General features: G+C 69.6%; 17 protein-coding genes and 1 rRNA gene. 11 read left to right on the top strand and 7 right to left on the bottom strand.

Going from position 1 to position 21548, the window contains the following annotated elements; translation table 11 throughout:
* The 3 genes from rrf to ACI2K6_RS00015 form a co-directional block, all read left to right on the top strand.
* Positions 1 to 86: ribosomal RNA gene (rrf, locus tag ACI2K6_RS00005) — 5S ribosomal RNA — on the top strand; the annotation flags it as partial.
* A gap of 99 nt (positions 87 to 185) precedes the next feature.
* A complete protein-coding gene (locus ACI2K6_RS00010; RefSeq protein WP_323985853.1) occupies positions 186 to 842 on the top strand; it encodes a GntR family transcriptional regulator in 657 nt (218 codons plus the stop codon).
* A gap of 25 nt (positions 843 to 867) precedes the next feature.
* Entirely contained in the window at positions 868 to 1890 is a 1023-nt protein-coding gene (locus tag ACI2K6_RS00015) for a 1-aminocyclopropane-1-carboxylate deaminase (RefSeq protein WP_282501065.1), read from the top strand.
* A 5-nt stretch (positions 1891 to 1895) separates the two neighbouring features.
* On the opposite strand, the gene ACI2K6_RS00020 is transcribed toward ACI2K6_RS00015, so the two are convergent.
* Positions 1896 to 3023, bottom strand: coding sequence for a methyltransferase (locus ACI2K6_RS00020; protein WP_323985851.1), 1128 nt, complete (start codon positions 3021 to 3023; stop codon positions 1896 to 1898).
* A 67-nt stretch (positions 3024 to 3090) separates the two neighbouring features.
* On the opposite strand from ACI2K6_RS00020, the gene ACI2K6_RS00025 reads away from it, so the two are divergent.
* Positions 3091 to 3486 (top strand): hypothetical protein, encoded by a 396-nt coding sequence (locus ACI2K6_RS00025; RefSeq protein WP_274179570.1) that lies wholly within the window; start codon positions 3091 to 3093, stop codon positions 3484 to 3486.
* Here ACI2K6_RS00025 and ACI2K6_RS00030 read toward each other — a convergent pair.
* Positions 3465 to 4118 carry a response regulator gene (locus ACI2K6_RS00030; protein WP_269266033.1) on the bottom strand — a complete coding sequence of 218 codons (654 nt, stop codon included), beginning with the start codon at positions 4116 to 4118 and terminating at the stop codon, positions 3465 to 3467. The genes ACI2K6_RS00025 and ACI2K6_RS00030 overlap by 22 nt on opposite strands.
* Entirely contained in the window at positions 4115 to 5788 is a 1674-nt protein-coding gene (locus ACI2K6_RS00035; RefSeq protein WP_323985849.1) for a sensor histidine kinase, read from the bottom strand. The genes ACI2K6_RS00030 and ACI2K6_RS00035 overlap by 4 nt, the downstream gene beginning before the upstream one ends.
* A 153-nt stretch (positions 5789 to 5941) precedes the next feature.
* Between ACI2K6_RS00035 and ACI2K6_RS00040 the strand changes: the two genes are divergently transcribed.
* Positions 5942 to 7471, top strand: coding sequence for a CitMHS family transporter (locus tag ACI2K6_RS00040; RefSeq protein WP_114588223.1), 1530 nt, complete (start codon positions 5942 to 5944; stop codon positions 7469 to 7471).
* A gap of 6 nt (positions 7472 to 7477) precedes the next feature.
* Here the strand turns inward: ACI2K6_RS00040 and ACI2K6_RS00045 are convergent, their stop codons facing one another.
* Positions 7478 to 8491, bottom strand: a complete 1014-nt coding sequence (locus tag ACI2K6_RS00045) for a Gfo/Idh/MocA family protein (protein WP_112617948.1) — start codon at positions 8489 to 8491, stop codon at positions 7478 to 7480.
* A 51-nt stretch (positions 8492 to 8542) separates the two neighbouring features.
* On the opposite strand from ACI2K6_RS00045, the gene ACI2K6_RS00050 reads away from it, so the two are divergent.
* Positions 8543 to 9874 (top strand): M20/M25/M40 family metallo-hydrolase, encoded by a 1332-nt coding sequence (locus tag ACI2K6_RS00050; protein WP_282501062.1) that lies wholly within the window; start codon positions 8543 to 8545, stop codon positions 9872 to 9874.
* On the opposite strand, the gene ACI2K6_RS00055 is transcribed toward ACI2K6_RS00050, so the two are convergent.
* Positions 9867 to 10379 carry a hypothetical protein gene (locus tag ACI2K6_RS00055; protein ID WP_274179576.1) on the bottom strand — a complete coding sequence of 171 codons (513 nt, stop codon included), beginning with the start codon at positions 10377 to 10379 and terminating at the stop codon, positions 9867 to 9869. The genes ACI2K6_RS00050 and ACI2K6_RS00055 overlap by 8 nt on opposite strands.
* 187 nt (positions 10380 to 10566) lie before the next feature.
* Here ACI2K6_RS00055 and ACI2K6_RS00060 point away from each other — a divergent pair, with 187 nt between their 5' ends.
* From ACI2K6_RS00060 to mmsB, 5 genes are all read left to right on the top strand, one after another.
* Positions 10567 to 11574, top strand: a complete 1008-nt coding sequence (locus ACI2K6_RS00060; RefSeq protein WP_114588219.1) for a LacI family DNA-binding transcriptional regulator — start codon at positions 10567 to 10569, stop codon at positions 11572 to 11574.
* 157 nt (positions 11575 to 11731) lie between these two features.
* On the top strand, positions 11732 to 12448 hold the full coding sequence (locus ACI2K6_RS00065; protein WP_404568559.1) for an L-ribulose-5-phosphate 4-epimerase: 717 nt from the start codon (positions 11732 to 11734) through the stop codon (positions 12446 to 12448).
* Between the two features lie 63 nt (positions 12449 to 12511).
* Positions 12512 to 13639 (top strand): multiple monosaccharide ABC transporter substrate-binding protein, encoded by a 1128-nt coding sequence (gene chvE, locus ACI2K6_RS00070; protein WP_181574275.1) that lies wholly within the window; start codon positions 12512 to 12514, stop codon positions 13637 to 13639.
* A 97-nt stretch (positions 13640 to 13736) separates the two neighbouring features.
* Positions 13737 to 15266, top strand: coding sequence for a multiple monosaccharide ABC transporter ATP-binding protein (gene mmsA, locus ACI2K6_RS00075; RefSeq protein WP_112617952.1), 1530 nt, complete (start codon positions 13737 to 13739; stop codon positions 15264 to 15266).
* A 23-nt stretch (positions 15267 to 15289) separates the two neighbouring features.
* A complete protein-coding gene (mmsB, locus tag ACI2K6_RS00080; RefSeq protein WP_274179564.1) occupies positions 15290 to 16519 on the top strand; it encodes a multiple monosaccharide ABC transporter permease in 1230 nt (409 codons plus the stop codon).
* A 94-nt stretch (positions 16520 to 16613) separates the two neighbouring features.
* Here the strand turns inward: mmsB and ACI2K6_RS00085 are convergent, their stop codons facing one another.
* Both ACI2K6_RS00085 and hrpA read right to left on the bottom strand, forming a co-directional pair.
* Positions 16614 to 17555, bottom strand: a complete 942-nt coding sequence (locus ACI2K6_RS00085) for an NADP-dependent oxidoreductase (RefSeq protein ID WP_282501059.1) — start codon at positions 17553 to 17555, stop codon at positions 16614 to 16616.
* Between the two features lie 20 nt (positions 17556 to 17575).
* Positions 17576 to 21529, bottom strand: coding sequence for an ATP-dependent RNA helicase HrpA (hrpA, locus tag ACI2K6_RS00090; protein ID WP_404567682.1), 3954 nt, complete (start codon positions 21527 to 21529; stop codon positions 17576 to 17578).
* Positions 21530 to 21548: the final 19 nt, after the last annotated feature.

Raw genomic sequence — 21548 nt, forward strand, 5'->3', positions numbered from 1 at the left:
GTTACATTCCGAACCCGGAAGCTAAGCCTCACAGCGCCGATGGTACTGCAGGGGGGACCCTGTGGGAGAGTAGGACACCGCCGGACTTCTTTCGTAAGAGGGCCACCCAATGCTGGGTGGCCCTTTTTCGTGCCCCCGGGGCCGTTCGCTTGACGTACTGAGCCAGGTAGTGTGCAATATATTGCATGCCGCTCGTTCCCGTCTCTCGCCCAGCCTCTCTGCGCGACCACGCGTACACGGCGCTTCGCGACGCGATCGTGAGTGGCAGGCTCGAGCCGGGCGCTCGTCTCCGCGATAGCGAGCTCGAGGAGTGGCTCGGGGTCAGCCGTACGCCGATTCGCGAGGCGATCGCCCGTCTGGAGGCCGCGGGGCTCGTCCGGACGCGGCGGGCGAAGGCCACGGAGGTGGCGCCGCTCGATGAGCGCGAGGCTCTCTCGGCGCAGCGTATTGCGGCATCACTGCATGAGTTGGCGGTGCGCGAGGGAGTGCGCCAGCTCACGGTGTCGGACCTCGATGCGATGCGTGCTGCGAACGACCGGTTCGCGGACGCACTGCGCGCGGATGACATCGACGCAGCGCTCGCGGCCGACGACGACTTCCATCGCGTCGCGGTTTCGGCGAGTGCCAACCCTCTTCTCGGCACTCTGCTCGAGCAGGTGACACCCCTTCTGCGACGCCTGGAGCGTGCTCGGTTCTCGAGCCTCGCCGGCCGCGACTCGGTGGCGGCCCATGCCCGCATCATCGAGCTCTGCGCCACCGGCGAGGGCGAGGCGGCCGCTGCAGCGACGCGTGAGAACTGGCTGACGCTCGAACGCCTGTTGACCCATCCCGATCCCGCCTGAGCTCCACCCGACCCCAGGAGAACCGATGTCCCTCGCCGACTTCCCTCGTCACCCGCTCACCTTCGGACCCAGCCCCGTGCACCCGCTGGATCGCCTCTCAGCCCATCTCGGGGGTGCCCGTGTCTGGGCGAAGCGAGAAGACGTGTCGAGCGGCCTCGCATACGGCGGCAACAAGACTCGCAAGCTCGAATACATCATTCCGGATGCTCTCGCTCAGGGCGCCGACACGCTCGTCTCCATCGGCGGGATCCAGTCGAACCACACTCGCCAGGTGGCGGCGGTCGCGGCGCACCTGGGGCTGAAGGCCGTCGTCGTTCAGGAGAACTGGGTCGACTGGCCGGACGCTGTCAACGACCGGGTCGGCAACATCCTGCTCTCGCGGCTCATGGGAGCGGATGTCCGCCTGTCGCCCGCGGGCTTCGACATCGGATTCCGAGACTCGTGGAAGGAAGCGATCGCCGATGTGGAGGCCTCCGGCGGCAAGCCCTATGCGATCCCGGCGGGCGCGAGTGATCACCGCCTCGGCGGACTCGGGTTCGCCAATTGGGCGCACGAGGTGCGCCAGCAGGAAGAGCAGCTCGGTGTGTTCTTCGACACGATCGTCGTCTGCACCGTGACGGGGTCGACCCACGCCGGGATGGTGGCCGGGTTCGCCGACCTCGCGGAGAACTTCGGTGACCGTCCCCGGCGGGTCCTCGGCATCGACGCCTCGGCCACGATCGACAAGACCCGTGACCAGGTGCGCCGGATCGCGCGTCGCACGGCGGAGCTGATCGGTGTCGGCCGTGAGCTGCGCGAGGATGAGATCCAGGTTCTCGAGGGCTGGGCGGGGGAGCGCTACGGCATACCCGTGGACTCGACGGATGAGGCGATCTACCTCACGGGGCGCCTGGAAGGAGTCATCCTCGACCCGGTCTACGAGGGAAAGTCCATGGCGGCTCTGATCGACCTGGTCTCTTCCCGCGACATCCCCGCTGACTCGAACGTGCTCTATGCGCACCTCGGCGGGCAGCAGGCGATCAACGCCTACAGCGGCCGCTACCACTGAGACGGTCAGCGGCGCGTGGACACCGTGACCGTGAACTTCGGGTCTCGGGCCACCTGCCGGGTGGGGCCGACAACGCGCTCGAGCTCTGCTCGGTACTGCAGCGCGGAGTTCCAGACGCACCACAGTTCGCCGCGCGGCCGCAGCACACGCGCCGCATCGCGGAACAAGCGCGGGGCGATGCGGTCGCTCACCGCGGCACCGGAATGGAACGGCGGGTTCAGCGCGATCAGCGACGCGCTCGCATCCGGGCGCCGGGCGAGCAGGTCATCGCGTACCACCTCGACGCGCTCGGACACACCGTTGGCCCGCATCGTGGCCGCCGTGGACGCCACGGCTGCGGCCGATTGATCCGAGGCATACACGCGGACGTCGGGGTGACGGGTGGCCCACGCGGCCGCGACGACTCCCGTGCCGCAGGCGAAGTCGATCCACGGGTCGTCTGCCGTTCCGCCCGGTGCGGTCTCGGGCAGGTTCGCGAGGAGGAGTCGTGTCCCGATGTCGAGGCGCGGACCCGCGAACGCGCCGCCGTACGCGCGGATCTCGATCCCGTCGCTGCGTCCAGATCGCGCCTCGGGAAGCGTCGTCTGCGGGAGTGGACCGCGGGCGACGAGCACCCGCGACTTCCCACGCGCATGCGTGACGTCGAGGCGCTCGAAGGAGCCGCGGAGAACGTCGTTCATCGCGACCGTCATGTGCTTGATTCGCCCTCCGGCGTAGACGACGACGTCGGGGGAGGCCGCCGCCGCGATGGTGGCGGCGATGTCGGCGAGAGCATCGAGCGAGCGTGGCAGCCGAAGCAGCACGACTCGCGCGCCCGCGACGAGCGCGGCATCGAGCGGGAGAGAGGTGAATGTCGCCTGGGGGACGAGACGCTTCGCGTTCGCGGCGAGAGCGGCCTCGCCGCTGAGGGGGTCCTGGTGGACTCGGATGCCCTCGGCTCCGGCGGCCGCAGCGCCCAGGGTGAGCGCGCCGTAGCTGTCTCCGATGACGGTGACCTCGTCGGGGCCCGTTTCGGCGCGGGCAGATTCCGATTCATCCAGGATCAGGAGATCGGCGGCATCGGCGGCGACGAGACCGGGCGCTTCGACGTCGGGCCAGCGGCGGAGAAGGGAAAGATCGAGCGCGCCGGACACCCGGGTAAGCCTAGTGCGGAGAAAGCAAGGGTTCGCCGGGCGGCCGTGGAGCGCGCAGACTGAACGCATGAGAACCGCGCTCCGCTGGCTGCTCGCCGGCGCCATGATCTTCGCCGGCCTGAGCCACCTGTTCTGGGCGCGCCGTGACTTCCAGGCCCAGGTGCCTGACGCGGTCGTCGAGAAGCTCCCGATCGATCGTGATGGCGTCGTCGTCGCCTCCGGAGCGGTGGAGGCACTGTTCGGGGTGGCGCTGCTCGCCTTGCCGCGCGAGCGCTCGCGCATCGGTGCGCTGCTCGCCGCGTTCTTCATCGCCGTCTTCCCCGGCAACATCGATCAGTGGCGAAAGGGACGCAGCGCCTTCGGGCTCGACACCGATCGGCGTCGATTCGTCCGGCTCTTCTTCCAGCCCGTTCTCGTCACGTGGGCCTGGTGGTCGACGCGTCAACCGCGCGACGCTGCGTAACGGTGCTCCGGGCGGCCCGTCGATCCGTAACGCAACCGCACGTCGACGACCCCGCGCGCGGCCATCGCCGCGAGGTGGCGCTGAGCCGTCGCCCGTGAGATACCGCATTCGGTCGCGATCTCGCCCGCCGATGCCTCCCGCGCCCCGAGGGTCGTGAGGATCATCTGCTCGGTCGCCGAGCGCGTCGTGGTGGCGGGACCGCCGTGGACGATCGACAGGGCGCGATCGATGTCGTCCTGCTCCACGTCGGCGGTGTCGAGGACGTTCCGGTAGCGGGCGTACCGCTCCAGGCGCTCGCGGAGAGCGCGGGAATCGAACGGCTTGATCAGGTAGCCGATGGCCCCCGCACGCAGGGCGCGGCGCACCGTCTCGGCATCGGAGGCCGCCGACAGCACGATGGCATCGGTGTCGATCGAGCGCACGAGCTCGACGCCCTCGCCGTCGGGCAGGTAGTTGTCGATGAGAACGAGGTCGGGGCGGTGCTCGGCGATCGCGGAGCGAGCTGTGCCGATCGACCGGGCCGGCTCGAGCGCGCGGAACCCGGGAACCGCGTCGACGGCGTCGCGGTGGAGATCCGCGACGCGGAAGTCGTCGTCGACGACGAGGACCCGGAGCGGGGCTGTCGTGGTCATGAGTCGTCCTCCTCGGGGCGGGGTGCGGTCGGCTCGGTAGTCGCGGTCGTGTCGGGCGCCGCGGTGCGCAGCACGCCCGGTAGCCGGGCGGCGAAAACCGCTCCGGATGCCGCGGAGCCGCGGCCGCCCGGATCGATCAGCCACACGTCGCCGCCGAGACGGCGCGCCAGCTCGCGCGAGAGCGGCAGGCCGATCCCGCGCCCGCGCACGCGGTCGTCGCCCGGCTCCGCAGACGGCGCGAAGACATCGCGGCCGTCCGCCACACCGGACCCCGAGTCGGCGACGGTCGTCACGAGCGCGTCGCCGTCGCCGAAGAAGGTGACCTCTACCCAGCGGGGTTCGGCTTCGCGCGCCGCGGCGGCGACGGCGTTGTCGATGAGATTCCCGATGACGGCCGCGGCATCCTCGACACGCGAGAGCTCTCCGAGGACGAGGGTGTCTTCGCCGACGGCGATGCCCACTCCGCTCGCGGCTGCTTCGGTCGCTTTCGCCGCGAGGAGCGCCTGGAGGAACAGGTCGTCCACCCGCTCGATGCCGGCGACGGCGATCGGAACGCTGCCGCGCTCGAGGAGTTCGTCGAGGAACGCTCGGGCGTCGCCGACCCGCTCGGCGTCGATCAGGCCTGCGGCGACATGCAGGCGGTTCGAGAACTCGTGCCGCTGCACCCGCAGCGCCCCGGTCACGGTCTGAACCGACGAGAGCTGTTCGCCGAGCTCGGCGACATCCGTGTGATCCCGAACGATCACCACGTCCCCGAGCTCGCGGCCACCGCGCCGCACCGGATGCACGTCAACGGCCAGCACGCGGGGGCCTACGACGACACGGTGCAGCGGAAGCCCTTCCATGATCGCGGAGACGACAGCCGCGGGCAGGGGCAGAGCGGAGAGCGGCTGCCCCACGGAGCGCTCGAGACCGAGCAGCTGTTCGGCAGTCGTGGACGCGACCCGCACGACACCGTTCTCGTCGAGGGCGAGCACGCCGTCTCCGATGCCGTCGAGGACCGCGCTCTGCTGCTGCACCAGCGCGGTCAGCTCCTCGGGCTGCAGACCGAGCGTCGTCTTCTCCCAGCGGCGTCGCAGAACCGAGCCCGCGGCGATGCCGATGCCGAGTGCAAGAAGCGCGGCGATCCCGATCGCGAGAAGCACGGACGGCAGGTCGTCGAGCACGCTGCCCTCTTCGAAACCCACACTCACCTCACCCACCGGCTCGCCGCCGTCGGGCGGGAGGACGGGCACCTTGGCGCGTGCGGAGCGCCCGAGGGTTCCGACCTCCCAGTCGACGACCTCCTCGCCGCCGAGAACGCGGTCGAACGGGGTCGACACGGTCTCGCCGAGACGACGCGGATCGGGGTGGGCGAGCCGGATGCCGTGGTCGTCGGTGATCACGACGAAGAGCGCGTCCGTGCGCTCGGCGATCGCGAGAGCCGTGCTCTGCAACGATCCGCCGACGAGGTCGGCAGCATCCGGGGTACCGGGGTCGTCGGACCACCGGGCGACGGCGGTGCGCACCTCCGGGGTCGCTGCGACCGAGCGCGCGATGTTGAGGGCGCTCTCTTCCGCGGCGTTTCGCACCTGCGTCACCGCGATCACCGCGAACGCCGCCGTGCACACGAGCAGCACGGTCGCGACGACGCCGAGCTGCACGAGGAAGAGCCGCGTCGTGAAGCGCATCCGACCTCCCCTTGCTCGCGCGCAGAATGCGCAGAACACACGCTACGCGCTCAAGTCGCCGGAATGAGCCCAAGCGCGCGGGTCGACGGCGAAGCGACCTAGATTCGACCGATCGCACCGTGGGTCCGTGCGCCCGCCGACGAAGGAGTCGACATGACAAATCCTGTGAACCTCGTGGCCGCCGCCGCGGCCGAAGAGGGGTACGACCTCGCCTTCATCCCGCCCGAGGGCGTTCTCGTCGCGCTCGGGTTCACGATGGTGCTGACCTTCATGGCGCTCATCATGACGCGCCGGCTCACCCCGATGGTCGCGCTCATCATCGTGCCGACGGCATTCGGCCTCTTCGCCGGCGCCGGCCTGGGGCTCGGCGACATGATCATCGACGCCATCACGAGCATGGCGCCGACCGCGGCTCTGCTGATGTTCGCGATCATGTACTTCGGCATCATGATCGACGTGGGGCTCTTCGACCCCCTCATCCGGGTGATCACCCGCGTGCTCAAGGACGATCCCGCCAAGGTCGTGCTCGGGACCGCTGTGCTCGCGGCGGTCGTCTCGCTGGACGGCGACGGCTCGACCACGTTCATCATCACGACCTCGGCGATGCTGCCCATATACCTCCGCCTGGGCATGAGTCCCGTCGTGCTCACTTGCGTCGCGGGCCTGATGAACGGCACGATGAACATCGTCCCGTGGGGCGGGCCGACCGTGCGTGCGGCGTCGGCGCTCGGTCTGCAGCCGACCGACGTGTTCGTGCCGATGCTGCCCTCGCTCGCGGCAGGCATCGTCGTCTCGCTGACCTTCGCCTGGTTCCTGGGACTCTCGGAGCGTCGACGGCTCGCGGGCAGCATCGACACGTCCCGTCTCGGCGGGGGAGACGGCGTGCTCGGTGGGCCCAAGCTCTTCCGCGGTGCCGACCCGCGACCGGGCGCGCTGGCAACGCTGCGCACCGGGAACGTCGTGACCGTGCGCGGCCGGAAGCCCGTTCCGGCGGCGCAGTGGGTCGAGGAGCGCGACACCGCTATGGCCGACACGATGCTCGACCCGAACCGGGCCACGCTGCGTCCGCGCCTGGTGTGGGTCAACCTCGCGCTCACGCTCGTGGTCATGGTCCTGCTCGTCCTCGACCTGTTCCCGCTCGCGTACGTGTTCATGGTGGGCGCGGCGCTCGCCCTCGTCATCAACTTCCCGAAGCTCAAGCAGCAGGCGGACGAGATCGTCGCCCACGCGCCCTCCATCGTCGGCGTGGTCTCGATGGTGCTCGCGGCGGGCGTGCTCGTGGGCGTGTTGAACGGTACGGGGATGGTGGCCGCGATGGCCTCGTGGGTCACCGAGGTGATCCCGTCGCAGCTCGGACCGCACCTCGCAGTGATCACGGGCGTCCTGTCGATCCCGTTCACGTTCTTCATGTCGAACGACGCCTTCTACTTCGGCATCCTTCCGATCCTCGCCGAGAGCGCCGCGACCTATGGCATCGAGCCGGTCGAGATGGCGCGTGCGTCGATCACGGGGCAGCCTGTCCACCTGCAGAGCCCGCTCGTGCCCGCCATCCTGCTCCTCGTGTCGCTGGCGAACGTGAATCTGGGCGACCACCACAAGAAGGTGCTGTGGCGTGCGTCGATCGTGTCGCTCGTCATGCTCGCCGTCGCGGTGCTCGTGGGCGTGGTGCCGTTCGCCGCCTGAGCGGGATCACCCTTCCTGCGGGTAGCGCACGCCGATCTGATCGCGGATATCGTCGAGCACGCCCATGATCGCGACGGTCTCTGCGATCGGCAGAACGTCGCCGTCGGTCCGTCCGGCGGCGACGAGGGCCTCCGCCTCGAGGGCCTGGAACTGCATGCCGCGCCCCTCGATCTCCGAGCGGTACTCCTCGAGGATCGTGCCGTCGTGCGATACGACGCGGAAGTCGGTGGCCGCGTACCAGACGCCCGAGATCTCGACCCGCGCTTCGGTACCGACGATGTGAGCGGTGTTCGGCCCGGCCCCGCGGGAAGACGACACGGTCGTCGAGACCGCACCCGAGGGGTGGGTCATGACCGTCGCGACCTCGGCGTCGGCGCCTGTCTCCATCAGCCGCGCGAGCGCCCTCACCTGCGTCGGGAGCCCGAGGAGGTCGCAGACGAACGACACGGGGTAGATGCCGAGGTCGAGCAGCGCGCCGCCACCCAGCGAGAGATCATTGAGACGGTGCGTGGGATCGTCGGAGATCCGCTGCGTGTGATCGGCGAACACCGTCCGGACCTCGCCCAGGGTTCCGGCGGCGACGATCTCGCGCAGGCGGACCATGTGCGGGAGGTAGCGAGTCCACATCGCCTCCATGACGAGGACGCCCGCGTCGGCTGCCAGATCGCGCAGCGCCACGGCCTCGTCACGGTTGAGGGTGAACGGCTTCTCCACCAGCACGTGCTTGCCGTGCTGGATCGCGAGCGCGGCGGCGTCGCGATGACCCGGATGCGGGGTGGCGATGTAGATGATGTCGACGTCGGGGTCGGCCGCGAGCTGCTCGTACGAGCCGTGAGCGTGGGGGATGCCGTATTCCTCGGCGAAGCGTGTCGCCGAGTCCTGTGTGCGTGAGCCGACGGCCACGACCTCCCGGCCCGCTGTTCGCAGATCGCGGGTGAACGCGTGGGCGATTCCGCCGGTCGCCAGAATGCCCCATCGCAGGCCGGTGTCGGAGCTGCCGGACGTCGTCTGATTCGTCATAACGCGAGCCTAGCCAGCGGCTGACCGACCCGCGCGGCGTAGGCTCGCAGGGTGGACACCGCTGCCGTCGATCGCTTCCGCGAGCTGTTGCGGATCCCCACCGTCTCGCACGCGGAGCCGGCCTCGTCCGATGGGGCTCAGCTCGTGCGCTTCCGCGAAGCGGTGCGTCGGCTCTACCCACGCCTGCACGACGAGCTCGAGTACGAGACGGTGGGGGAGCACGCGATGCTCTACCGGTGGCGGGGCCATGCCTCGGACGCGTCGCTCGTACTCATGGCGCACTACGACGTCGTTCCGGTCGTTCCCGGCGAATGGATGCATCCGCCATTCGACGCCGTCCTGGCCGGCGAGGGCGAGGAGAGGACGATCCATGCGCGCGGTGCGATCGACGATAAGGGCTCACTGGTGGCGATTCTCGAAGCCGTCGAGGCTCTCGTCGAGGAAGGATGGCGGCCGGCGCGCGACGTGTATCTCGCCTTCGGGCACGATGAGGAGGTCGCCGGTCTCGGTGCTCCCGCGATCGTGGAGGTGCTGCGCTCCCGTGGCGTCCGGCCGGCGCTCGTCCTCGACGAGGGCGGGGCAGTCGTCTCGGGTGCCGTGCCCGGCGTCGACGTCGAGACCGCGATGATCGGCGTCGCCGAGCGCGGGGTGATGACGCTCGGGCTCACGGCGCGCGAGGCGGGAGGGCACGCGTCCACTCCGCCCCCGCTGCCGGCCACCGCGCGACTGGCGCGGGCGATCGACCGGTTGCATCGACACCCGGCGCCCGTGCGGCTCGTGCCGCCGGTGCGGGCGATGTTCCGCACCCTGGCACCATTCGCCCGCGAGCCGTTCCGCTCCATCTTCACCAACCTCTCCGTCACCGGAGCGCTGCTCGCGCGGGCGCTGCCTCGCTTCGGCGCCGAGACCAACGCACTGGTGCGCACGACCGCGGTCGTGACGGAGCTCGACGGGGCGGATGGCGAGAACGTGCTCGCCACGGCTGCTCGCGCAGCCGTCAACATCCGCCTGCTCACGGGCGACTCGGTTGCTGCGGCAACCGAGCGCGCGCGGCGAGCGATCGCCGATCCCCGGATCGAGATCGAGGTTCGCCACGGCTCGGACCCATCGCCCGTGTCACCCTGGCGCGGCGAGGGATGGCGCCGGATCGCGAGTGCGGTCGGTTCCGCTCTCGGCGAGGACGTCGTCGCCACGCCGTACCTGCAGCTCGGGGCGAGCGACAGTCGGTGGTTCACCGCGATCTGCGAGAACGTCTACCGATTCGCGCCGTTCCGGCTGACCGCCTCCGAGCGCGAAGCGCTTCACGCGCACGACGAGCGGATCCGTGTGCACGTGTGGCTTCGCGGGATCGAGTTCTACCGCGACCTGCTGCGACTCAGCTGACGGGGGAACGCCGGGGCGGCGAATCGGAGACGCCGGTGAGGAACGCGACGATCTCGTCGGCGCTCGCCGAGATCTCGGGTCCGCGACCGAAGGTCCAGCCGGCGTCGGTCGCGCGCACGGTGTGGCCTGCGATGGCGGCCCGTCGTGCGAACGGGGCGCTCGTCGAGGCCGCGAGCGCGACCGCGCCCGCGATATCGAACGGGAGCGGACGCCGGTCGCTCGGCAAACGGAGGTAGGCACGCGCGACCGCCGTGAGTTCTCGGACGCTGCGCCGTCGCCCCCGCGCGATACGGCCGGCGAGTTCGGCGAGGGAAGCGCCGTCGCCGTCGCCCGACAGGCCTGCTTCGTCGACGAAGGCGCGGCGGCGATCGAATGGAGCACCGTCGAGCGCGGAGGCTGCGAGGGCGACCACCGTCGCGATCTGCCCACGACGGTCGGAGGGGGCCGCCGCGGCGTCATCCGCCGACCGGTGACTCAAAGGCAGGAAGCGCGCCAGGTCGGACATGCGGTCAGCATACGGCGGTGTCGGGGCGGGAGGGCTTCTCGCCGCTGGTGTGACGCGAACCGCGGTCGTCACATGGCCGCGGAGCGCTCCGTGTGACTGTCACATAGAGCGGACCACGTGTTTTCGAAACCCGCGGTGCATAATGGGCACGAGCCGATGTGAACGTGCGCATCGGGCCGGAGGAACCATGAGCGAAGACGCTACGGGCCGTCGCCCGAGCATTCGCGATGTCGCGCGTCTGGCCGGTGTATCGCATCAGACGGTCTCGCGCGTGCTCAACAATCATCCGAGCATCCGCGCGGAGACGAAGGATCGCGTGCTCGCGGTCATGGCGGAACTGGACTACAGCCCCAATCGGGCGGCCCGCGCGCTCGTCACGAGCAGGTCGCACACGATCGGAGTGCTGACGTCGTCGGCGACCCAGTACGGTCCCGCGTCCTCGATCGCGGCGATCGAGGCGGCCGCGCGCGAACGCGGCTACTGGGTCTCCACCGCCAACGTCGACGCCCGGGATCCGAGCTCGATCCAGGCCGGGCTCGCGCACCTGGTGGCCCAGGCGGTCGAGGGACTCGTCGTGATCGCGCCGCAGGTGCGCGTGTTCCGTGCCCTGGCCGCCCAGCCGATCGGCATCCCGTACGTCACGCTGCAGTCCACCGAGGTGGATCCCGGCCACGCCCTGTCGGTCGACCAGATCGCCGGCGCCCGACTGGCCACACGGCACCTCATCGAGCTCGGCCACCGGTCGATCTACCACATCGCCGGCCCCCAGGACTGGATCGAGGCAGAGGCGCGGATGCGCGGATTCCTCGAGGAGATGAGCGATTCCGACATCCCGACGACGGCGCCGGTGCTAGGCGACTGGACGGCCGAATTCGGCTACTACGCCGGGCGCGAGCTGCTCCGGGTCCGTGACTTCACCGCGATCTTCTCGTCGAACGATCAGATGGCGCTCGGGCTCCTGCACGCCATCCGCGATGAGGGGCTGGACTGCCCGCGCGACATCAGCATCATCGGGTTCGACGACATCCCCGAGGCCGCGCACTTCTGGCCGCCGCTGTCGACCGTGCGTCAGGACTTCGCCGAGCTGGGGCGTCGTTGCGTGGATCTGTTGCTCGGCCAGGGCTCGGGCGAGGTGGACCCGGCGGTGCTCGTGCCCGAGCTGGTCGTTCGCTCGTCCACCGGGCCGCGCCGCTGAGTCGTCGTTATCGATCCGAGACACGCCGGGAGTTGACACTCCCGTTCGGACCGTGGCTATAGTGTCGCAATGTGAACGGTCACATCGATCGTCACACGATCGAGGCCCGCCGATGGTGGCCGGGCGAAGGAGCACTCGAGTGGCACGCAACGCAGCGATCAGCAGCGAGTACGTCGACGGCGTGAAGGTCGAAGTCGCGGTGGCGCGGGTTCGGGCCGAGGTGGCGTCGTTGCACGCGGAGCTGGTGCGTTACGGGCTGGTCGTGTGGACCGGTGGCAACGTGTCGGGGCGGGTTCCGGGGGCTGATCTGTTCGTGATCAAGCCGTCGGGGGTGTCGTATGACGAGTTGGCTCCGGAGAACATGATCGTGTGCGATCTGGACGGCAATGTGGTGCCGGGGACGCCGGGCAGTGACCGGTCGCCGTCCAGTGATACGGCGGCGCATGCGTATGTGTATCGGAACATGCCCGAGGTGGGTGGTGTGGTGCACACGCATTCGACGTATGCGGTGGCGTGGGCGGCGCGGGGTGAGGAGATCCCGTGTGTGATCACGGCGATGGCTGATGAGTTCGGGGGGCCGATCCCGGTGGGGCCGTTCGCGATCATCGGTGATGACTCGATCGGCCGGGGGATCGTGGACACGCTTCGGGGGCATCGTTCCCGGGCGGTGTTGATGCAGAACCATGGGCCGTTCACGATCGGGTCGAGTGCGAAGGATGCGGTCAAGGCTGCGGTGATGGTGGAGGACGTGGCTCGCACGGTCCACATCGCCCGGCAGGCGGGGGAGTTGCTCCCGATTCCGCAGGACGCGATCGATGCGCTGTACGACCGGTATCAGAACGTTTACGGACAGACCACCGACGACCGCCGGTAGCCCCGCACCGGGGCGCGGTCACCATTTCCCGCAAGACAGTGAAGTCACTGGAAAGGACACACAGTGAACAAGAAGTTCCTGTACGCAGCAGCGACGCTCGCCGTCGGCGCCCTGGCGCTCTCGGCATGCTCCAGCACCGGCGGCGGCGCCGGCGGCGGTGAGGGCGGCGGAGACGGCGGCCTCATCGGCGTCGCGATGCCCACCAAGAGCTCGGAGCGCTGGATCCAGGACGGCAACGCCGTCAAGAAGGCCCTGGAGGACCAGGGATACCAGGTCGACCTCCAGTACGCCGAGGACGACATCCCGACCCAGGTCTCGCAGATCGAGAACATGATCACCAAGGGTGCCGAGGCGCTCATCGTGGCCTCGATCGACGGCACGACGCTGACCGAGGCGCTGCAGAACGCCGCGGACGCGGAGATCCCCGTCATCGCCTACGACCGACTGATCAAGGGCACCGAGAACGTCGACTACTACGCGACGTTCGACAACGCGCTCGTCGGCCGTCAGCAGGCCTGGACGGTCCTGAACGGCCTCGGGCTGACCGACCTCGAGGGCAAGCCGCTCGACGGCGCGCCGGCCGGTCCCTTCAACATCGAGCTGTTCGCCGGCTCGCTCGACGACAACAACGCGTTCTTCTTCTGGGACGGTGCGATGGAGGTCCTCGAGCCGCTGATCGACGACGGCACCCTCGTGGTCAAGTCGGGTCAGACCGACATCGAGCAGGCCGCAACGCTGCGCTGGGACGGCGAGACCGCCCAGAGCCGCATGGAGGACATCCTGACGGCCAACTACTCCGACGGCACGCAGGTCGACGCCGTCCTCTCGCCCTACGACGGCATCTCGCGAGGCATCATCTCCGCGCTCGAGGGTGCGGGATACTCCACCGGCGCCGAGTGGCCGATCATCTCGGGCCAGGACGCCGAGGTCGACTCGGTCAAGGCGATCCTCGCCGGTGAGCAGTACGCGACCATCTTCAAGGACACCCGCGAGCTCGCCAAGGTCGCGGCCGACATGGCCGCCGCCGCTCTGAAGGGCGAGGAGCCCGAGGTCAACGACACCGAGACGTACGACAACGACGTCAAGGTCGTGCCCTCCTTCCTGCTGGCGCCGGTTCCCGTCGTGAAGGACAACGTGGAGTCGTCGCTCGTCGACACCGGTTACTGGACCGCCGAAGAGCTCGGTCTCTGAGCCGCGGCATCCGCCCATCCTCGGAACGGCGGCGGGAGCGAACCGCTCCCGCCGCCGCACCCGAGAAATCATCCACCCCCACAAGGAAGTCGGAGACGTGAGCGAAACCATCCTCGAGATGCGCGGGATCACCAAGACCTTCCCCGGCGTCAAGGCGCTCTCGAATGTCAATCTCGCCGTCCAGCGCGGCGAGATCCATGCGATCTGCGGTGAGAACGGCGCGGGGAAGTCGACCCTCATGAAGGTGCTGTCCGGGGTCTACCCGCACGGCACCTACGACGGCGAGATCGTCTACGCGGGCGACACCGTCGAGTTCAAGAATCTGCGCGACAGCGAGGCGCGCGGGATCGTCATCATCCACCAGGAGCTGGCGCTCAGCCCGTACCTGTCGATCGCCGAGAACATCTTCCTGAACAACGAGCGGAAGGGCGCCGGCGGCCTCATCGACTGGAACAAGACCAACTTCGCCGCGGCCGAGCTGCTGCGTCGCGTCGGGCTCAAGGAGAACCCGACGACGAAGGTCAACCAGATCGGCGTCGGCAAGCAGCAGCTCGTCGAGATCGCCAAGGCCCTGTCGAAGGAGGTCAAGCTGCTGATCCTCGACGAGCCGACCGCCGCGCTCAACGACGAGGACTCCGACCACCTGCTCGATCTGATCCTGAGCCTGCGCGAGCAGGGCATCACGTCGATCATCATCAGCCACAAGCTGAACGAGATCAAAAAGGTCGCCGACACCGTCACGGTCATCCGCGACGGCAAGACGATCGAGACGATCTCGAAGAACGACGTCACCGAGGACCGCATCATCAAGGACATGGTGGGCCGCGACCTCGAGCACCGCTATCCCGATCACGAGCCGCAGATCGGCGACGAGCTACTGCGGGTCGAGAATTGGACTGCGCACCACCCGCAGGACCCCACCCGCGTCGTCGTCGACGACGTTTCGGTGACGGTCCGGGCGGGCGAGATCGTCGGCATCGCCGGGCTCATGGGCGCCGGACGTACCGAGTTCGCGATGAGCCTGTTCGGCCACAGCTACGGCACCCGCATCTCGGGCAAGGTGTTCATGCGCGGCAAGGAGATCCGCACGCGCACCGTCTCGGAGGCCATCGCCAACGGGCTCGCGTACGCCACCGAGGATCGCAAGACCTACGGGCTGAACCTCATCGAGGACATCAAGCGCAACATCTCGATGGCGTCGCTGAAGAAGCTCGAGAAGGCCGGGCTGGTCGACGACAACGAGGAGTTCTCCGTCGCGAACCAGTACCGCAAGAGCATGAACATCAAGGCGCCGACCGTCCTCGCCAAGACCGGGAAGCTCTCGGGCGGCAACCAGCAGAAGGTCGTGCTGTCGAAGTGGATCTACTCCGACCCCGAGGTGCTCATCCTCGACGAGCCCACGCGTGGCATCGACGTGGGGGCGAAGTACGAGATCTACACGATCATCAACAAGCTCGCCGCAGCGGGGAAGGGGATCATCGTGATCTCGTCCGAGCTGCCCGAACTGCTCGGCATCTCCGACCGCGTGTACGCCCTCTCCGAGGGGCGCATCACCGGTGAGCTGCCCATCGCCGACGCGACTCCCGAGTCGGTCCTCAAACTCATGACCATGGAGAAGCCCCGCTGAGCGGGGCCGCAGGAGATCCTCGAATGTCTCAGAACAACGCCCCTGAAACCGCCGCCGGCGGCGGGCTCAACCCGACCGAGAACCGCTTCACGCGCTGGATCGGACACATCCTCGCCGACCTCGGCAAGAACGGCATCTTCATCGCGCTGATCGCGGTGGTCGCCCTGTTCGCCATCCTCACCAACGGCATCCTGCTGCGCCCGCAGAACCTGTCGAACCTGGTCGTCCAGAACGGCTACATCCTGGTGCTGGCCATCGGCATGGTGATGATCATCATCGCCGGCCACATCGACCTCTCCGTCGGCTCGGTCGCAGCCTTCATCGGCGCCGTGTCCGGTGTGTTGGCGGTCAAGATGGGGATGCCGTGGTGGCTCGCCATCGTCCTGTCCCTCCTGATCGGCGCGCTCGTGGGAGCCTGGCAGGGCTTCTGGGTGGCCTACGTCGGCATACCCGCGTTCATCGTGACATTGGCGGGCATGCTCATCTTCCGCGGTCTCGCGCTCGTGGTGCTGGGCAACGCGAACATCGGCTCGTTCCCCACCGAGTATCGAGCGCTCGGCAACGGCTTCCTGGCGGGCATCTTCGGTGAATCCGATCCCGACCTGTTCACCCTCGTCATCGGTGCGCTCGGCATCGTCGCGCTGATCGTGCAGCAGTGGCGGACTCGCGCCGGACGCCAGAAGTACTCGCAGGACGTCGAGCCGCTCGTCTGGTTCGTCGCGAAGCTCGCCCTCATCGCGGTCGTCATCGGGTGGTTCACGTGGGCCCTCGCCTCGTACAAGGGCATCCCCGTCACCCTGATCGTGCTCGCGGTGCTGGTGCTGGTGTACGGCATCGTCATGAACCGCACCGTGTTCGGCCGTCACATCTACGCGATCGGCGGCAACCGCCACGCGGCCGAGCTCTCGGGCATCAAGACGCGCCGCGCGGACTTCTGGCTGTTCGTCAACATGGGCGTGCTCGCCGCTCTCGCCGGTCTCATCTTCACCGCCCGACTGAACCTCGCCGGGCCCAAGGCCGGTGACGGATTCGAGCTCGAGGCGATCTCCGCGGCCTTCATCGGCGGTGCGGCGGTGCAGGGTGGTGTCGGCACCATCGGCGGCGCGATCATCGGTGGTCTGATCATCGGTGTGCTGAACAACGGCATGTCGATCATGGGCATCGGCATCGAGTGGCAGCAGGCCGTGAAGGGTCTCGTGCTCCTGCTGGCCGTCGCCTTCGACGTCTACAACAAGCGGCGCTCGGGCAACTGACGACCCGCGCCTGAGCGAAGCGGCGCCCGCGCCGGCATCCTTCCGAGGATCGCCGGTGCGGGCGCCGCTTCGCTGTGGTCGGGGGAGCTGCCGGTCAGGGCAGGAGCGTGATCTTGCCCGGAGTGTGCGCGGCGACGAGACGGTGCGCCTCTGCGGCCTCGGCGAGGGGCAGTTCGGGTCCGAGCTCGACGCGGAAGGCGCCGGCGGCGAGCAGCGCCGCGGCCACCGGGATCGCCTCGGCCCGCCAGGCCACCTGCTGCTCGGTGAGCGGCTCGGGGCTTCCCCCGGAGAACGCGCGGATGCCGAGCCCCGCGGCATCCGCTCCGCGCACGATCGTCGCGATGCGGGAGCGGTCGGCGACCAGCTCGAGCGAGACGTCGAGCGCCTCGTCGGTGCCGGCGCAGTCGAGGGCCACGGTCACCCCCTGCGGGGCGGCCGCGCGGACACGGTCGGCGAGGCCGTCGCCGTACCCGACGGGCGTCGCGCCAAGATCGCGGACACGGTCCGAGCGGGCCTCGCTCGCCGTGGCGATGACAGCAGCTCCCCTCAGCCGGGCGAACTGGATCGCCGCCTGACCGACCGAGCCGCTGCCGCCGTGCAGCAGCAGGGTGTCGGCGGGTCCGACGTCGAGCGAGCGCAGCGACTGATACGCCGTCGCCACGGGGATGCCGAGAGCGGCCCCGACCGCGGGGGAGACCCCGGCGGGGAGCGGCGTCAGCTTGTCGGGCGTGACGACGATGTCGGTCGCATAGACACCGCTCGCCCCGAAGACCACGACCTCGTCCCCGACACGGAAGCCGTCGACATCCGCGCCGACCGCCGTGACAACGCCGGCGCCGTCATTACCGACGCGCCGCGGCTTCGAGATCGTGGCCGACGGCCGCAGGCCCGCCCGCAGCTTGTGGTCGATCGGGTTCACACCGGCCGCTGTCACGCGTACACCCACCTGACCGGGGCCCGGAGCGGGCACCTCGATGTCGCTGAGGGAGAGGACCTCGGGTCCGCCGAACTCGGAATACGTCACTGCGTGAGCCATGGGGCCACGCTACCGACTGATCAGCCCGTGCCGGCCAGCGTCTTCGTGATCCGCTGGATAGACACGGGCTCGGCGGTGCCGAGACGCTGTGCGAAGAGGCTGACGCGGTACTCCTCCAGCAGCCAGCGTGCGTGTCGCAGGTTCGGCGGAGCGTCGTCCGCTGGTGGGATCGTCCCGCCTGCTTCCGTGAACAGCGTCGCGGCGCGCTCGTACTCGGTGAGGCGCTGCCGGTCGCGTCCGGGGTTGTCGCTCAGGGACGACACCCGTTCGAGAGCGCCCTGGAGGTACCGCGGCAGGTGCGCGAGCCGGGACGTGCCGGTCCGTGACAGGAAGCCGGGGAACACCAGGCCGGCCAGTTGCTGCTTCACATCGCCGAGAGCGGCGAGCAGGACCATCGAGTTCTCCTTGCGGATCGCCCGCTCGACGTCGCGCTGAAGGGTGAGGATCCGCGCGCTCAGCGAGACGGTCTGGAACAGCTCCTCGACCACGGCCGCCGAGAACGCGGCGCGCACCGCCTGGAACTGCGCCGGCGTGCGGACGGATGCCGCGGTGCGGTCGATGACAGCATCCGCGACAGCGACACGCGCATCCTCGATGAGAGCCTTCGCCGACGCGTACGGGGATGCCGCGAGCGCGAGCTTCTCGGGCGCAGTGAGGTGGTCGAGGACGTACGTGGCCGGAGAGGGGACGGAGAGCAGGACGAGTCGCCTGACGCCCGCGCGGGTCAGGCGATGGGCCCGCTCGGGGGTCGCCTCGATACGCAGGGCGACGGATGCTCCCTCGTCGACGAGGGCGGGATACCCCCGCACGATGCCGCCGGCGACCCTGGTGTCGACGAGCTCGGGAAGATCGCCGAAGGTCCAGTCGGTCAGGCCGGTCTGCTCGACGATCCCGGTCCGCTGGTCGCCTTCCGGTCCGGCACCCGTCGGCGCGGCCGGTGACGCTGCGGCGGGCTGCGCGCCGGGACGCGGGGCGGCCTTCGCGAGGGAGCGGGCGACGGAGGCCCGGCTGCGGTTCGCGAGTCGCTGCTGCAGCTCGGCGAGATCGCGCGACGAGCCGAGCGGGCGCCCGCGCTCGTCGACGGCGCGGAAAGACATCGACAGGTGCGCCGGCACGCGTTCGAGGTCGAAGTCCGATGACGTGACCGGCTGATTCGCGACCCGCTGGATGCGCGCAGCGAGCGCGTCGCGCAGCGTCAGGGCGGGCAGGCCGTTCCGCGACTCGGGTCCATCGCCGGCGAGTTCCTCGGCGAACCGGGAAGCCCAGTCCGCGGCGGGCACGACGTGCCGGCGGATCGCCTTGGGGAGAGCACGCAGGAGGCCCGCGATCAACTCGTCGCGCAGCCCCGGCACCTGCCAGTCGAACCCGTCCGGGCGGAGCGAGGCGAGCAGCGCGAGGGGGACGACCACGCTGACGCCGTCGTCGGGCGCGCCGGGTTCGAAACGGTACGCGAGCGACAGCACCTGATCGCCCTGGCGCCAGCGCGCCGGGAAGGCGCGCTCGTCGCTTCCCGCGGCATCTCCGGCGAGGTCGCTCTCGGTCATGTCGAGCAGACGCGGCGTGCGGGCGCTGGCGTCGCGCCACCACGCTTCGAAGGATCGGACATCGAACACGTCGCGCGGGATGCGGGCGTCGTAGAACGCGAACACCGCTTCGTCGCCCACGAGGATGTCGCGACGCCGTTCGCGTTCCTCGATCTTCTCCAGGCGTCGCCGCAGCTCGAGGTTGCGGCGCTCGAACGCCGTCAGGCGCTTGTCGAGGTGCGCGGAGTTCCAGTCGCCCTCGACGAGCGCGTGCCGGAGGAACAGCTCGCGGGCGAGCTCACGGTCGCGCCCGGCCAGCTGCACTCGCCGGCGCGGCACGATCTCGACCCCGAAGAGGGTGACCTTCTCGGCGGCGACGGCGGCTCCGGCATCCTTCGACCAATGCGGATCGCTCATCGAGCGGTGCGCCAGATCTCCGGCGAGTTCTTCGGCCCAGGCGGGGTCGATCGCCGCCACCGTGCGGGCGTACAGGCGCGAGGTCTCGACGAGCTCAGCGGCCATCACGGCGTCCGGTGACGCCTTGCGCAGACCCGAGCCGGGGAAGATCGCGAACTTCGCGCCGCGGGCGCCGCGGTACTCGGCACGGGGGCGCTGGGGCTTGCCGCCGCCGCTTCGACCGGCCGCGGTCCGCGTGGCCGAGGTGCTCCGGGTGTCGAGAATGCCGATCTGCGAGAGGAGACCGGCCAGGATCGCACGGTGCACATGGTCGGGCTGCGCGGCGCCCGTCGTCGCGATGGGCTCGTCGCGTCCGCGCTTCCCGCGGTCGCGGTCTCCGCGGGCGAGCGCGCTCAGCTGGCGGTGGACGTCGAACCATTCCCGCACGCGGACGTAGTTCAGGTGTTCTGCGCGGCAGGTGCGGCGGAACGCGCTGGAACCGAGCTCGCGCTGCTGGTCCTGCAGGTGGTTCCACAGGTTGAGCAGCGTCAGGAAGTCGCTCGTCGGATCGGTGAACCGGGCATGCAGCCGGTCGGCTTCCTCGCGCCGCTCTTCGGGGCGCTCCCGCACGTCCTGAATCGACATGCCCGCCACGATCGCGAGGACGTCGCGCGTCACGCCGAGCGTGCGTGCCTCGACGAGCATGCGCGCGAAACGCGGATCGATCGGAAGACGCGAGATCTCGCGGCCGGTGTCCGTCAGGCGCCAGGCGCCCTTCTCGTCGCGGCGTACCGCCCGCAGCTCCACGAGCAGATCGAAGGCCGCCTTCACACCGCGGGAGTCGGGCGGGGTCAGGAACGGGAAGTCGGCGATGTCGCCGAACCCGAGCGCGAGCATCTGCAGCACCACCGACGCGAGCGATGTCCGCAGGATCTCCGGCTCGGTGAACTCGGGCCGCGAGATGAAATCGTCCTCGGCGTAGAGGCGGATCGCGATACCCGCCGAGGTTCGGCCGGCACGCCCGGCGCGCTGCTGCGCGGAGGCCTGCGACACGGCCTCGATCGGCAGCCGCTGGATCTTCGACCGGTTGCTGTAGCGCGAGATGCGCGCCGTTCCGGCGTCGACGACGTAGCGGATGCCGGGGACGGTGAGGCTCGTCTCGGCGACATTGGTCGCGAGGATGACCCGGCGCCGGACTCCGGCGACCCGCGAGGGCTCGAAGACGCGGTGCTGTTCCGCGGCGGAGAGCCGCCCGTACAGAGGGAGCACCTCGGTGGGGCGTGCGTCTTTCGCGTACGCGGAGCGCACGGCGTCCATCGCGTCGCGGATCTCCGCCTCGCCGGGGAGGAAGACGAGCACATCGCCGTCGGGCTCGCGGTCGAGTTCGCGCAGCGCCGCGATGAGCCCGTCGACATCGTCTGCGGTCGTCTCATCCTCGCCGTTGTCGTCGTGCGGCCGGTACCGCACCTCGACGGGGTAGGTGCGCCCCGAGACCTCGATGATCGGCGCGGGGGCGCCTTGGGCGTCGGCGAAATGCGCCGCGAAGCTCTCCGGATCGATCGTCGCCGAGGTGACGATGACCTTCAGGTCGGGGCGGCGGGGGAGGATGCGGCGCAGATAGCCGAGAAGGAAGTCGATGTTGAGCGAACGCTCGTGCGCTTCGTCGATGATGATCGTGTCGTACCGGCGCAGCATCCGGTCGCGGTGGATCTCGTTGAGCAGGATGCCGTCGGTGACCAGTGCCACTTGCGTGTCGGCGGAGACCTGGTCGGTGAACCGGACCTTGTAGCCGACGGCGCCGCCGAGGGGCACCTCCATCTCGGCGGCGATGCGCTCGGCCACCGTCCGCGCGGCGATCCGACGCGGCTGAGTGTGGGCGATGCTCGTGCGTCCGAGCTCGAGACAGATCTTCGGCAGCTGAGTGGTCTTGCCCGACCCCGTGGCACCCGCGACGATCACGACCTGGTGGTCTCGGATGGCGCGCGCGATCTCTTCCCGTGCCCCGCTGACGGGCAGCTCAGGCGGGAAGGAGATCACAGGGGCGGGCGAGGACACAGCCCTCCATCGTACGGCG

This window comes from Microbacterium sp. NPDC006705 (assembly GCF_044903545.1).
Classification (GTDB): Bacteria; Actinomycetota; Actinomycetes; order Actinomycetales; family Microbacteriaceae; genus Microbacterium; species Microbacterium plantarum.

Excerpts from the sequence above, each read along its gene's own strand:
- ACI2K6_RS00010 (WP_323985853.1), top strand. The coding sequence starts at position 186 with ATGCCGCTCGTTCCCGTCTCTCGCCCAGCCTCTCTGCGCGACCACGCG.
- ACI2K6_RS00015 (WP_282501065.1), top strand. The coding sequence starts at position 868 with ATGTCCCTCGCCGACTTCCCTCGTCACCCGCTCACCTTCGGACCCAGC.
- ACI2K6_RS00025 (WP_274179570.1), top strand. The coding sequence starts at position 3,091 with ATGAGAACCGCGCTCCGCTGGCTGCTCGCCGGCGCCATGATCTTCGCC.
- ACI2K6_RS00030 (WP_269266033.1), bottom strand. The coding sequence starts at position 4,118 with ATGACCACGACAGCCCCGCTCCGGGTCCTCGTCGTCGACGACGACTTC.
- ACI2K6_RS00035 (WP_323985849.1), bottom strand. The coding sequence starts at position 5,788 with ATGCGCTTCACGACGCGGCTCTTCCTCGTGCAGCTCGGCGTCGTCGCG.
- ACI2K6_RS00040 (WP_114588223.1), top strand. The coding sequence starts at position 5,942 with ATGACAAATCCTGTGAACCTCGTGGCCGCCGCCGCGGCCGAAGAGGGG.
- ACI2K6_RS00045 (WP_112617948.1), bottom strand. The coding sequence starts at position 8,491 with ATGACGAATCAGACGACGTCCGGCAGCTCCGACACCGGCCTGCGATGG.
- ACI2K6_RS00055 (WP_274179576.1), bottom strand. The coding sequence starts at position 10,379 with ATGTCCGACCTGGCGCGCTTCCTGCCTTTGAGTCACCGGTCGGCGGAT.
- ACI2K6_RS00060 (WP_114588219.1), top strand. The coding sequence starts at position 10,567 with ATGAGCGAAGACGCTACGGGCCGTCGCCCGAGCATTCGCGATGTCGCG.
- mmsB (WP_274179564.1), top strand. The coding sequence starts at position 15,290 with ATGTCTCAGAACAACGCCCCTGAAACCGCCGCCGGCGGCGGGCTCAAC.
- ACI2K6_RS00085 (WP_282501059.1), bottom strand. The coding sequence starts at position 17,555 with ATGGCTCACGCAGTGACGTATTCCGAGTTCGGCGGACCCGAGGTCCTC.